At 65.6% G+C, this 12,353-nt stretch carries 15 protein-coding genes and 1 tRNA gene; 14 read left to right on the top strand and 2 right to left on the bottom strand.

What is annotated here, in order from left to right; genetic code table 11:
- Positions 1-75: 75 nt before the first annotated feature.
- Positions 76-1,266, top strand: a complete 1,191-nt coding sequence (gene tuf / locus LC068_RS02870; protein ID WP_226634379.1) for an elongation factor Tu — start codon at positions 76-78, stop codon at positions 1,264-1,266.
- Between the two features lie 69 nt (positions 1,267-1,335).
- On the opposite strand, the gene LC068_RS02865 is transcribed toward tuf, so the two are convergent.
- Positions 1,336-1,872 (bottom strand): YdcF family protein, encoded by a 537-nt coding sequence (locus tag LC068_RS02865; protein WP_226634377.1) that lies wholly within the window; start codon positions 1,870-1,872, stop codon positions 1,336-1,338.
- Positions 1,873-2,035: 163 nt separating this feature from the next.
- Between LC068_RS02865 and LC068_RS02860 the strand changes: the two genes are divergently transcribed.
- The 11 genes from LC068_RS02860 to LC068_RS02810 all read left to right on the top strand — a co-directional run bounded on the left by LC068_RS02860 (position 2,036) and on the right by LC068_RS02810 (position 8,536).
- Positions 2,036-2,176 carry a hypothetical protein gene (locus LC068_RS02860; protein WP_209120244.1) on the top strand — a complete coding sequence of 47 codons (141 nt, stop codon included), beginning with the start codon at positions 2,036-2,038 and terminating at the stop codon, positions 2,174-2,176.
- 48 nt (positions 2,177-2,224) lie between these two features.
- The gene (locus LC068_RS02855; protein ID WP_226634375.1) at positions 2,225-3,550 is read left to right on the top strand and encodes a hemolysin family protein; all 1,326 of its coding nucleotides are present in this window, start codon (positions 2,225-2,227) and stop codon (positions 3,548-3,550) included.
- 144 nt (positions 3,551-3,694) lie between these two features.
- Positions 3,695-3,770, top strand: a tRNA-Trp gene (locus LC068_RS02850).
- A gap of 73 nt (positions 3,771-3,843) precedes the next feature.
- Positions 3,844-4,131 carry a preprotein translocase subunit SecE gene (secE, locus tag LC068_RS02845; RefSeq protein WP_226634373.1) on the top strand — a complete coding sequence of 96 codons (288 nt, stop codon included), beginning with the start codon at positions 3,844-3,846 and terminating at the stop codon, positions 4,129-4,131.
- Positions 4,132-4,141: 10 nt separating this feature from the next.
- A complete protein-coding gene (gene nusG / locus LC068_RS02840) occupies positions 4,142-4,720 on the top strand; it encodes a transcription termination/antitermination protein NusG (protein WP_209120239.1) in 579 nt (192 codons plus the stop codon).
- A gap of 231 nt (positions 4,721-4,951) precedes the next feature.
- Positions 4,952-5,383: a 50S ribosomal protein L11 gene (rplK, locus tag LC068_RS02835; RefSeq protein ID WP_226634371.1), complete on the top strand. Its 432-nt coding sequence runs from the start codon at positions 4,952-4,954 to the stop codon at positions 5,381-5,383.
- 3 nt (positions 5,384-5,386) lie between these two features.
- Positions 5,387-6,076 carry a 50S ribosomal protein L1 gene (gene rplA / locus LC068_RS02830; RefSeq protein ID WP_226634369.1) on the top strand — a complete coding sequence of 230 codons (690 nt, stop codon included), beginning with the start codon at positions 5,387-5,389 and terminating at the stop codon, positions 6,074-6,076.
- 136 nt (positions 6,077-6,212) lie between these two features.
- Positions 6,213-6,710: a DUF2059 domain-containing protein gene (locus tag LC068_RS02825; RefSeq protein ID WP_226634367.1), complete on the top strand. Its 498-nt coding sequence runs from the start codon at positions 6,213-6,215 to the stop codon at positions 6,708-6,710.
- 312 nt (positions 6,711-7,022) lie between these two features.
- The gene (rplJ, locus tag LC068_RS02820; RefSeq protein WP_209120233.1) at positions 7,023-7,538 is read left to right on the top strand and encodes a 50S ribosomal protein L10; all 516 of its coding nucleotides are present in this window, start codon (positions 7,023-7,025) and stop codon (positions 7,536-7,538) included.
- Positions 7,539-7,601: 63 nt separating this feature from the next.
- Entirely contained in the window at positions 7,602-7,991 is a 390-nt protein-coding gene (rplL, locus tag LC068_RS02815; RefSeq protein WP_209120231.1) for a 50S ribosomal protein L7/L12, read from the top strand.
- Positions 7,992-8,137: 146 nt separating this feature from the next.
- Positions 8,138-8,536 (top strand): hypothetical protein, encoded by a 399-nt coding sequence (locus LC068_RS02810; protein ID WP_226634365.1) that lies wholly within the window; start codon positions 8,138-8,140, stop codon positions 8,534-8,536.
- Between the two features lie 22 nt (positions 8,537-8,558).
- On the opposite strand, the gene LC068_RS02805 is transcribed toward LC068_RS02810, so the two are convergent.
- Entirely contained in the window at positions 8,559-10,505 is a 1,947-nt protein-coding gene (locus LC068_RS02805) for a M61 family metallopeptidase (RefSeq protein WP_226634363.1), read from the bottom strand.
- A 179-nt stretch (positions 10,506-10,684) separates the two neighbouring features.
- Between LC068_RS02805 and LC068_RS02800 the strand changes: the two genes are divergently transcribed.
- Together LC068_RS02800 and LC068_RS02795 are read left to right on the top strand one after the other, a co-directional pair.
- Complete coding sequence (locus LC068_RS02800; protein ID WP_226634361.1) at positions 10,685-10,990, top strand: SCP2 sterol-binding domain-containing protein; 306 nt, start codon at positions 10,685-10,687, stop codon at positions 10,988-10,990.
- 140 nt (positions 10,991-11,130) lie between these two features.
- Positions 11,131-12,342: an acyl-CoA dehydrogenase family protein gene (locus tag LC068_RS02795; protein WP_226634359.1), complete on the top strand. Its 1,212-nt coding sequence runs from the start codon at positions 11,131-11,133 to the stop codon at positions 12,340-12,342.
- Positions 12,343-12,353: the final 11 nt, after the last annotated feature.

Genomic DNA, 12,353 nt, shown 5'->3' with positions numbered 1-12,353 from the left:
TTTCGGCGGACTTCGGTCCGCCGGGGGCCCTGAAACCCAAGGACTAGCCCCTGTTCAGGGGACGGAGAGAAAAGAATGGCCAAGGAAAAGTTTGAACGCACCAAGCCGCACTGCAACATCGGCACGATTGGTCACGTTGACCACGGCAAGACGACGCTGACGGCGGCGATCACGATGACGCTGGCGAAGGCCGGTGGTGCGAAGGCGATGAACTACGCCGACATCGACGCGGCGCCGGAAGAGAAGGCGCGCGGCATCACGATCAACACGGCGCACGTGGAATATGAGACGGCCAACCGTCACTACGCCCACGTCGACTGCCCGGGCCACGCGGACTATGTGAAGAACATGATCACGGGCGCCGCGCAGATGGACGGCGCGATCCTGGTGGTGTCGGCCGCGGACGGCCCGATGCCGCAGACCCGCGAGCACATCCTGCTGTCGCGTCAGGTCGGCGTGCCGGCGCTGGTGGTGTTCCTGAACAAGGTCGACATGGTCGACGACGAGGAACTGCTGGAGCTGGTCGAGATGGAAGTGCGCGAGCTGCTGAGCTCGTACCAGTTCCCGGGCGACGACATTCCGATCACCAAGGGCTCGGCCCTGGCGGCGGTCGAAGGCCGCGACGCCAAGATCGGCGAGGAAGCCATCCTGGCGCTGATGCAGACGGTCGACGACTACATCCCGCAGCCGGAGCGTCCGGTTGACCTGCCGTTCCTGATGCCGGTGGAAGACGTGTTCTCGATCTCGGGCCGCGGCACCGTGGTGACCGGTCGCGTCGAGCGCGGCATCGTCAAGGTCGGTGAGGAAGTCGAGATCGTCGGCATCCGTCCGGTCCAGAAGACGACCTGCACGGGCGTGGAAATGTTCCGCAAGCTGCTGGACCAGGGCCAGGCGGGCGACAACGTCGGCGTGCTCCTGCGCGGCACCAAGCGTGAAGACGTCGAGCGCGGCCAGGTGCTGTGCAAGCCGGGCTCCATCACCCCGCACACCAAGTTCCTGGCCGAGGCCTACATCCTGACCAAGGAAGAGGGTGGCCGTCACACGCCGTTCTTCACCAACTACCGCCCGCAGTTCTACTTCCGGACGACGGACGTGACCGGCATCGTGCACCTGAAGGAAGGTGTCGAGATGATCATGCCCGGCGACAACGCCGAGCTGAACGTCGAGCTGATCACCCCGATCGCCATGGAAGAGAAGCTCCGCTTCGCCATCCGCGAAGGCGGCCGCACCGTCGGCGCCGGCGTGGTCTCCAAGATCACCGAGTAATCAGCCTCCAAGGCTGAAAGACAGAATGGCCCCCGGAGCAATCCGGGGGCCGTTTTCGTTGGGGCTGGATCAGTCGCGAAGGCCCAGGAAATACACCGGATAGGCCACCAGCTCCCGCGCGGTGGAATAGATGTCCCGCGCCTCGAAGAAGCTGGCATGGGCGGTCCGGGTCTCGATCCCTTCCCGCTGCATGGCCAATCTCGCCCGCGGGATATGGAAGTACTGGGCCACGACGATGGCGCTGTCATAGCCCCGGGCTGCCATGATGCCGGCGGCATTGTGCGCCGTGGCCGAGGTATCGACGCCGGCATTGTCGACAATGATCCGGTCACCCGGCACGCCTTGCTGAACCAGATAGCGATACATGGCATCGCCCTCCGGAACGCCCTCCTTGCCGGTCGCCCCGCTGACGATGATGGCTTCGATCGTGCGCTTCTCCCAGAGATCCAGCGCCCGGTTGAGTCTGGCGGCGAGCCGCTTCGACGGAGTCCCGTCCGGCTGAACCGTATTGCCGAGGACGACGGCCACATCGCTCGGGGCGACGGTGTCGGTCAGACCGTCGATCACTATGGCGCCAGCGCCCACCAGCGGGACAGCTGCAATCATCGCACCAATGAGCGCGAGCCGTCGTGGCAGGGGAGGGGCCATGGCAACCAACCTTCGTCTGCCGGAGGGCAGGGTAGGGTTAACCCGCAACTCTCCGGGGTGCACGCTTGCGCGGCGAGAAGTCAGGAGGTTAGCTGGGGGTCATTAAGGATTTGATAACCCTATGCGCCGCTCGCTTCACATCGGGATCTTCATCGGCACCCTTCTGGGGGCGGCGGCCTGTGCCGTGATTCCGGCGGACGCGCCCCAATCGGCGGCGGTGGCCAACAACCCCATGGCGGGAATGGTCAAAGCACCGTATTAGGGAAATGCGGATGCCCCTTGTCGCGCCGCGACGCACTGTCTCCCCTGAATGTTAGCCCTCTCTATCGTCGTCGTTCTGCTCCTCGTGGTGCTCAACGGCCTGTTCGCCATGACCGAGCTCGCGGTCGTCTCCTCGCGGAAGGCGAAGCTCCAGAGCCGGGCAGAGCGGGGGGATCGCGGTGCCAAGGCGGCCCTGAAACTGGCCGAGGATCCGACCCACTTCCTGTCGGCCGTCCAGGTCGGCATCACCCTGATCGGCATTCTGGCGGGTGCCTATGGTCAGGCGGCCATTGCGGGCGAGCTGAACCACCTGCTCGAAGCCTCGATCCCGTCGCTGGCGGCCTATTCCGAGGTCTTCTCGACGGCCCTCGTCGTCATCTTCATCACCTATATCTCCGTGATCGTCGGCGAACTGGTGCCCAAGCGGCTGGCGCTGATCTTCCCCGAATCGATCGCTGCCCTGACCGCTGGCCCGATTTCGTCGCTGGCCATTGTGCTCAAGCCCTTCGTCGTCGTGCTGACGGCCTCGACCTCGGGCATTCTCAAGCTGATCGGGGTCAAGGACCGCGACGGCACCGACGTCACCCAGGAAGAGGTCGAGACCATCCTGGCCGAGGGCACCTCGGCCGGCCTGATCGAGCCTGAGGAACAGGTGATGATCGAGGAGATCCTGCGCCTCGGCGACCGTCCCATCCGCGTGGCCATGACGGCCCGCCACGAGGTCTTCTGGATCGCGCTGGACGAGGAGGAGGGGGCCCTGCGCGAAGAGGTCCGCACCTGTCCCTATTCCCGGATCGTGGTGGCGCGTGACAGCGACGTCGATAATCCGCTGGGAGTGGTCCACAAGAAGGACCTGCTGGACAGCCTGCTCGACAATGGCGAGTTCAATGTCGAGAAGCTGGTCCAGGTGCCGGCCTTCATCCCCCAGTCGACCTCGGTGCTGAAGGCGCTGGAGATCATGAAGGGCTCGCGCGTCCACATGGCCTTCATCGTCGATGAGTACGGCGCCTTCGAAGGCGTGGTCACGGCCACCGATCTGCTGGAGATGATCGCGGGCGACTTCAACGAAAGCCACGACGAACCCAATGCCTATGTGACCCAGCGCGCTGACGGCAGCTGGCTGGTCGACGGTCGCACCGATCTGGACGAGCTGTCGGACCATCTGGGCGAGATGTTCGGCGAGAACGAGAGCTTCCACACCGTCGCCGGTCTGGTGCTGCACGAGCTGTCGCGCGTGCCCTCCGAGGGCGAGGTGCTGCAGCTGGGCCGCTTCGAGGTCGAGATCGTCGACATGGACGACCGCCGTATCGACAAGCTCATATTCCGGGCCGTGATCGCTGCCGAACAGGCCGTCGACGACTCGGATACCGACTAGGGCCGCGGGACGGGCAGGGGCCTTGCCGCCCGGCACGGCGAATGCCCGCTTGAAATGCATGGCGCGCTGGGGCATACGCCCCTTCTGGTCAAGACCGCGCGCCGATGGGTCCGCCCACGGCGCGTTGTTCATTGTCCGGGCCACAGGAGTGTAGCTCAGCTGGTAGAGCATCGGTCTCCAAAACCGAGGGCCGGGGGTTCGAGTCCCTCCACTCCTGCCACTTCCCCCCTGTTACCGCCGCCTGGCAATGCCCATGTGGGGGTGACAGTCAAAGAGCTTTGAAGAGACAGCAGATGGCCAAGGCGAAAACACCGGGTGGACGCCGCACGGCGGGGGCAACCCCGGCCGGTGCGCAGACCGTGTCGGTCGACACTCCGGCGCCGAAGAAGCGGACCTCGCCGGTCCAGTTCTTCTCCCAGGTGCAGGCCGAGGGTCGCAAGATCGTGTGGCCCAGCCGCAAGGAAACCTGGATCACCTCGGTGATGGTGTTCATCATGGTCCTGCTGGCGTCTGCCTTCTTCTTCGTGGTCGATTTCGGCCTGAGCGCGATCTCCCAGCGCATTCTCGCCATCGGCTCCTGAGGATATCGATATGACCGACGCCGCTCCGGCCGCCGCGCCCGCCAATCCCCGCCACAAGTGGTACATCGTCCATGCCTATTCGAACTTCGAAAAGAAGGTGGCCCAGCACCTGGAAGACCAGGCGCGCCAGCAGGGACTGAGCGACTATTTCTCGGAAATCCTCGTGCCGGCCGAAGAGGTCGTCGAGGTCCGTCGCGGCCGCAAGGTCAATTCGGAACGCAAATTCATGCCCGGCTATGTGCTGGTGAAGATGGAGCTGACCGACGAGGCCTATCACCTGGTCAAGAACACGCCCAAGGTCACCGGCTTCCTCGGGGCCCAGGGCGGCACCAAGCCGCTGCCGGTCTCGGAGCGCGAGATCCAGAACATCATCGGCACCTCGGAAGAAGGCGTCGAGCGGCCCAAGCCCAAGATCCATTTCGACATCGGCGAGACCGTCAAGGTCGTCGACGGCCCGTTCGCCAGCTTCGACGGCCAGGTCGAGAGCATCGACGAGGACAACGCCCGCCTGCGCGTCGCCGTGTCCATCTTCGGCCGCCCGACCCCGGTCGACCTGGAATACAACCAGGTGGAAAAGGTCGCGGGCTAGACGTTATCCAGCCATCTCCTCCCCGCTTGCGGGGAGGTGGCACGGCCCACAAGCGTCGTGACGGAGGGGACGCCCGACACCCCATTTGCCAATCGGGGCGCCGTCCGCTATACGCGCGCCTCGCTCTGATCAGGGCGGTGCGGGCTTGCTCGCACAAATCCGTGGGAGGTTGCCATACCGCACCACGGCTCATCCGCCGGGATTGATTTCCCCGCTTCATAGGAGAGACCAATGGCCAAGAAGATTCTCGGCTATATCAAGCTGCAGGTGCCCGCGGGCTCCGCCACGCCTTCGCCCCCGATCGGGCCGGCGCTCGGTCAGCGCGGCGTGAACATCATGGGCTTCTGCAAGGAGTTCAACGCGCGCACCGAGAAGGAAGCCAAGGGCACCCCGCTTCCGACCGTCATCACCGTCTATCAGGACAAGAGCTTCACCTTCATCACCAAGACGCCGCCGGCGACCTGGTATCTGAAGGAAGCGGCCAAGCTGAAGTCGGGCGCCAAGGCGACCGGCCGCGAGACCGTCGGCAAGATCACCCGCACCCAGCTGCGCGAGATCGCCGAAAAGAAGATGAAGGATCTGAACGCCAACGACATCGAGGCCGCGGCCAAGATCATCGAAGGTTCTGCCCGCGCCATGGGCCTCAACGTGGTGGAGGCCTAAGCCATGACCAAGCAAACCAAGCGCATCAAGGCCTGGACCGGCGACCGCACGAACGCCCTGCCGTTCGACGAAGCCATCAAGATGGTCAAGGACAACGCCAAGGCCAAGTTCGACGAGTCGATCGAGATCGCCGTCAACCTGGGCGTCGACCCGCGTCACGCTGACCAGCAGGTCCGCGGCGTGGTCAACCTGCCGTCGGGCACGGGCCGTGACGTTCGCGTCGCCGTCTTCGCCAAGGACGCCAAGGCCGAGGAAGCCAAGGCCGCCGGTGCCGAGCACGTCGGTGCCGAGGACCTGTACGAGAAGATCAACGGCGGATTCATGGACTTTGACCGCGTGATCGCCTCGCCGGACATGATGGCCCTGGTCGGCCGTCTGGGTAAGGTGCTGGGCCCGCGCGGCCTGATGCCGAACCCCAAGGTCGGCACCGTGACCCCGAACGTCGCCCAGGCCGTCAAGGACGCCAAGGGCGGTGCGGTCGAGTTCCGCGTCGAGAAGGCGGGCATCGTCCACGCCGGCATCGGCAAGGCCTCGTTCGCCCAGGACGCCCTGGAAGCCAACGTCAAGGCGATGGTCGACGCGCTCGTCCGCGCAAAGCCGTCGGGCGCCAAGGGCACCTACGTCAAGCAGATCAGCCTGTCCTCGACCATGGGACCGGGCGTCAAGGTGGACCCGGCCTCGCTGGGCGCCTGATCCTCACGGATCGCAAAGCGTAAATCAGGCGGCGGCTTCCAGGCGGAGGCCGCCGCTTTTTTGTGGGCCGTGTCCCGCGCGCACTTGCCGGTCACGATGAAGATCGAAACCCTGTCCGGTGATCAGGGAGGATCTCATGCGTATTCTGTCGGTACTGGCTGTGTGTCTGGGTCTGCTGGCTGCCGCGCCCGCTATGGCGCAGGACGCCGGGTCCGCACGGCGTCTGGAGCTGGCCGAGCAGTACATCGAGCTGTCGCTCGGCGATAGCGTCTCCAGTCTGGTCGCCGGATTCATTGAGGAAGAGCTGGCAGCCACGCCCAATATGCCGGAGCGTGAGCGGGCCTGGATGAGGGCCAACCTGCCGCCGATGATCCTCGACCTCATCGACGAGATGGCTGCGGAACTGGCGCCCATCTATGCCGAGACCTTTTCCATTGAGGAGTTGGAGGCCATGGTCGCCTTCTACAGCACCCCCATTGGCCAGTCCGTCGCGGTGAAGGAGTTCGAGCTGGGCACCCGGACCGAGGAGTTGCTGGGCCGCGCCCTGCTCGGCTTCGCTGAGACCTTTGCCACGAAATACTGCGCGGAGTTCGACTGCGACGGCCCCGCCCTGGTCCTTCCGTCGGCCAAGTAGCGCTCCGCGCTTGAGTTCACCCCCCGGTCTGTGTATGTAGCCCGCCTTGATCGGGCCTTCGGGTCTGATCTGCCTGTCCGAGAACTTCGGGGCGAGGGGGTCACCTTCGCCATAAACGTCAGAGAGCCCTCTGGCACCGTGGGGAGATGGGGATGCAGACGTCGCCTTCCGGCCTGCGCTCGCGCGGCTGGCATGGCCTCGGAACTTCCTTCGGACAATACGACCGGCCCCCACGTCTCGCGGCGACGCGATCGTATGGGCCATCCGTCGTCGGGAATAAGCCCGGCGGCGAACGACTGACTGGAGACCGCAATGGACCGCGCACAAAAGGCCGAGTCGATCGAGACGCTGAAGGGCGTGTTCGCCGACGCCGGCGCCGTGGTCGTGACCCACAACCTGGGTCTGACCGTTGCGGACATGGAAGACCTGCGTGGCCGCCTCCGCAAGGAAGGCGGCGCGTTCAAGGTGATCAAGAACCGTCTGGCGCTCAAGGCCCTCGAGGCCGAGGAAGGCAGCGACTACCACGGCCTGTTCAAGGGTCCGGTGGGCATTGCCTATGCCGACGACGCCGTCACGGCGGCCAAGGTCACCGCTGAATTCGCCAAGGGCAACGACAAGTTCGTCGTTCTGGGCGGCTTCATGGGCGACAAGGTTCTGGACGCGAAGGGCGTGGAGACTCTCTCCAAGCTGCCGTCGCTGGATCAGATCCGTGGCTCGCTGCTGGGACTGCTCAACGCGCCCGCGACCAAGATCGCCGGTGTCGTCCAGGCCCCGGCCGGCCAGCTGGCTCGCGTGTTCAACGCCTACGCGACCAAGGACGCCGCCTGAGCGCCTGCTCTTTCATCTCTGCAACCTCTCTACTGAACCCCTATCCTCCGAAGGAAAATCCAAATGGCCGATCTCGCCAAAATCGTTGAAGACCTGTCCGCCCTGACCGTCCTGGAAGCCGCCGAGCTGTCCAAGATGCTCGAAGAGAAGTGGGGCGTCTCGGCTGCCGCTCCGGTCGCCATGGCCATGCCCGCCGGCGGTGGTGCCGGTGGTGACGCCGCTCCGGCCGGCGAAGAGCAAACCGAGTTCACTGTCGTCCTGACCGACGGCGGCGACAAGAAGATCAACGTCATCAAGGAAGTCCGTGGCGTGCGTTCGGACCTGGGTCTGAAGGAAGCCAAGGACCTGGTCGAAGGCGCTCCGCAGAACGTCGTCGAAAACGTCTCGAAGCAACAAGCCGAAGAGATCAAGAAGAAGCTGGAAGAAGCCGGCGCCAAGGTCCAGATCAAGTAATCTGGCGCGTCAGCGACCTCTTCTCGAACGGCCCCGGTGGATATCCGCCGGGGCCGTTTCCTTTTTCGGCGCCCCCTCAGGGATGGTCTGGACAATCCCGGCGCGGGCCCGCCAAATCCCCCTCTGACAAACAGGGGGAATCCATCATGTCGATCCGCTCCATGGCGCAGGCCACCGTCCTCGCCTCACTGCTGCTGGCGAGCTGTTCCGGGCAGGAGGACGCCACCAGGTCGGCGACGCCGGCGCCTGAACCCGCCCCCGCGGTCGAAGCGCCCGTCCTGCCCGAAGGGCCGCTGACCCAGGACGCGGCCGTGGGTCTGTTCGACGGCCTGCCGATGGACTGCAAGCCGATCGCCTCGCTCAAGTATGAAATGCACCAGTGCGACGTGAAGCGCGGCGTGGCCGAGGGCGATGCCCCGCTGGTCGAGTCCCTGCGCAGCATGCATGCGGAACTGGCCGCCCTGTCCCCGGCGGATGCCCAGGCCCGTTGCGGGGTCCTCTATGCCGAGTTGCAGGCGACACCCAAGCCCCGGGCTTGCTGGTAGCAGGCCCGGGCTCCGGCCCGCCTCAGTCGCGCAGCGGCGTCAGGATGTCGCCCAGCCGGTCGCGCGTGCCGGGCACCCGCTCCAGCCGCGGATAGCGCAGCCCGCCGTGGTAATCGATCTCGAGGGTGCGGCTGCCTTGGGCGTTGCGGACCTCCAGCACGAGGGGGTTGCGCGATGACTTGGCCGCCGTGATCGCATCGGACAGCACCTGGGCACTGGCGCGTTCGCCATTGACTGACACCAGGGTCCAGCCCGCGCCGATCCCGGCCTCGAAGATCGGGCTGCCCCATTGCACGCCGACGATCCGGTTGCCGCCCGCCAGATAGAAGCCCAGCGAATAGAGGTAGTCGCCCGGCCCGCTGCCGTTGATGCGGGTTTCGACCTCGGTCGGGCTGTCGGTGTAGACGAGGCGGTATCCGCTGCGCTCGATGCCGTCCAGCGGCGCCCGGGCGTCCGGCCCCACGGCGTCCAGACGGGTGCGCAGGAAGGTCGCCCAGTCATAGGGCGCCACGGTGTTCAGGGCGGTCACAATGTCGTCGAAGGTGTAGGGCGTCGCCGTCCACGACCCGTCGTCGATCCCGAAGAACAGGGCGGCGAAGTCGTTCAGCGACTTCTGCTCGCCGGTCATCTCGCGGATCAGGGTATCGACATCCAGCCAGATCAGCGCTGATTCCCGATAGTAGTCGCCCGTGCCGCGCATCCACGACGGCCAGGGGCTGGACGCGCGATAGCCCAGCAGGTTGTTGTTGGTCGTGTCCTGCAATGCGCGCCACTCGCGCCCGGCCTGGTTCTCATAGAAGGCCGCGATACCGGCGAACGAGGCCAGCACCTCCTCCTTGGTGCCCAGGCCCGACCGGGCGGTCAGCACGTCGCCCCAGTATTCCGTCTGGCCCTCATAGACCCACAGCAGGGTGTTCTGCACCGGTACATTGAAGTTGGGCGTCAGCTGGTCGCTGGGACGGCGGAACTTGCCGTTCCAGGAATGGACGAACTCATGCGGCAGCAGGGCGCGGGTGCCGTAGTTGTCGTCCCATCCGCCGGTGAAGAAGTTGGTCGGGGCGGTGTTCTCGCTGGACCGGTGATGCTCCAGACCGATGCCGCCCATCTCGCGCGTCATGCCCAGCAGGAACTCATAGCGGTCGAAGTGGCGCGAGCCGAACAGCAGTTCCGCCTCGTCGACCAGCGCCTCATAGGCCGCCAGATGCTCGGGCGTGGGGGCGATGTTCTCGGGCCGGTCGGCCACGATGTGCAGGGTGACCGGCGAGCGACCGCCCGGATCCAGGTCATAGGACTTGTAGTTGGCGCCGGCGAACATCGGACTGTCGGCCAAGGTTTCCAGGCTAACGGGGGCAAAGGTCGCCACCCCGTCCTCGAACGACACCGTGTCCATGGCCACGCCATACTGCCAGCCCTCCGGCAGGCGGATCGACGGCGCAAAGGTGATGCGGCTGTGGCGATAACCCGCCGGATACATGAGGGCCTTCTCCCACTGCAGGTTCAGCATGGACGACGCCATCACCACGCGCCAGTTGCTGCTGTCCGGCTGGGTCAGCCACTGGAACTCGACCACGATCTCGTCAACGCCCGCCGGCACCTCGATGTGGAAGGCATAGGGGTCGATGGTGTCGCGCAGCCATTCGATGCGCTGGCCGTTGCCGTGGATCGTCACCCCGGCAATCAGCTGGATCGGGCCGGTCGGGGCGTGATTGCCCGGCAGGAATTTCGGATACAGCAGCGTCATCGGCCCGGCGCTGACGGGGATCGTCTGGCGCACGCTGACGATCTTGCGGTCGATGTCGGTGGCGTCGACCTCGTAGCGGATCACCCCCGGATAGGCCTGATCGACCGGGGCCGGGATTTCCGGCAGGACGCGGGGCAGGGCGGGGGTGCCCACCTGGGCGAGGGCCGGGGCCGCCAGACCCAGGCTGAGGGCAAGGGCCAGGGCGGAGGCGGTCAGACGAAGGCGCATGGGTCACTCGCAGATCAGGAAAGGGTCGGGTGCAGTTCGGACCACCGCGCGCGCCGGGTCAACCCCGTCAACGTCAAGGTGCGGGCATTCGCCTCGCATCATCTTTACCCAGGGTGATCTTGGCAGGGCCGGACAGGCGGGCTAGGCCATCAGCCAACACCTCTCAGGGAGAAAACGACATGGCTGATCTGGCTTCCGTCACCGAACACATCCGCGCCGCCGTCGGCGAGAACTCCGGCCTGGGCAAGACCGTCAAGCTGGACCTCGGCGACAAGGGCGTGATCTTCATCGACGGCGCCTCGGTGCCGAACACCGTGACCAATGAGGACAAGCCCGCCGACGCCACCGTCACCATGGCGTGGGACGACTTCATGGCCCTCTCGGAAGGCAAGCTCGACCCGATGATGGCCTTCATGCAGGGCAAGCTGAAGATCACCGGCGACATGATGATCGCCCAGAAGCTGGCTCCGCTGCTGAAGCGCTGATTGTTTTAAACTCCTCCCCCATCGGGGGAGGGGAACCATCCGTAGGATGGTGGAGGGGGCTTCCGCCCATGCCGGTGTCCGGGGTTTGCCCCCACCACCGCTTCGCGGTCCCCCTCCCCCGATGGGGGAGGAACTGACGTATGGAATTCCAGCACAGCGAAAAGGCCCTTCACTGGCAGGAGCGCGTCCGCCGTTTTCTCGATGACAAGGTCCTGCCGCGCGAGGCGGAATACTGGGCCCAGGTGCACGAGGATTCGAACCGCCAGCCCCCGGTCATGGATGAACTGAAGGCCGCCGCCCGCGAGGCCGGCCTCTGGAACATGTTCCTGCCCGGCGAGCACGGCTCGGGCCTGACCAATCTGGAATACGCCCCGCTGGCCGAGATGATGGGCCGCCACCTGTGGACGGCCGAGGTGTTCAACTGCAACGCCCCGGACACCGGCAATATGGAAGTACTCCATATGTACGGCGATGCGGCGCAGCAGGAGCGCTGGCTCAAGCCCCTGATGGCCGGGGAGATCCGCTCGGCCTTCCTGATGACCGAGCCGGCGGTGGCCTCGTCCGACGCCACCAATATCGAGACCCGCATCGAGCGCGACGGCGACCATTATGTGATCAACGGCCGCAAATGGTGGTCGACCAACATGGGCCATCCGAACGTCGCCGTGACCATCGTCATGGGCAAGACCGACCCCGATGCCGCCATCCACGCCCAGCAATCGCAGATCATCGTGCCCGTCGACACGCCCGGTTTCCGCGTCGAGCGGATGCTGTCGGTGTTCGGCTATGACGAAAAGCCGATCGGCCACGCCGAGGTGGTGCTCGAGAACGTGCGCGTTCCGGTCGAGAACCTGATCGCGGGCGAGGGGCGCGGCTTCGAGATCGCCCAGGGCCGTCTGGGGCCGGGCCGTATCCACCACTGCATGCGTGTCATCGGCATGGCCGAGCGGGCGCTGGAGCTGATGTGCGAGCGGCTGCTGACGCGGACGGCCTTCCGAAAGGCCATCGGCGAACACTCGGTCTGGGAACAGCGCGTCGCCGAGGCGCGGACCAATATCGAGATGTGCCGCCTGCTGGTGCTGAAGGCCGCCTGGATGATGGACAATGCGGGCAACAAGGCCGCGCGCTCCGAGATCGCCCAGATCAAGGTCGCCGCGCCGCGCATGGCGCTCAAGGTCATCGACGACGCCATCCAGGCCTTTGGCGGCGCGGGCGTCTCGTCCGACACGCCGCTGGCCGAGATGTACGCCATGGTGCGCACGCTGCGGATCGCGGACGGCCCGGACGAGGTCCACAACCGCACCATCGCCCGTCTGGAATATGCCAAGCACGGCGGTCGCCCGGTTCGCTGAGAACACGGCGT

Source organism: Brevundimonas poindexterae (assembly GCF_020524625.1).
GTDB lineage: Bacteria > Pseudomonadota > Alphaproteobacteria > Caulobacterales > Caulobacteraceae > Brevundimonas > Brevundimonas poindexterae_A.
Note: the sequence above shows the minus strand (reverse complement) of the source record. Positions and strands in the feature narration are given on the sequence as shown.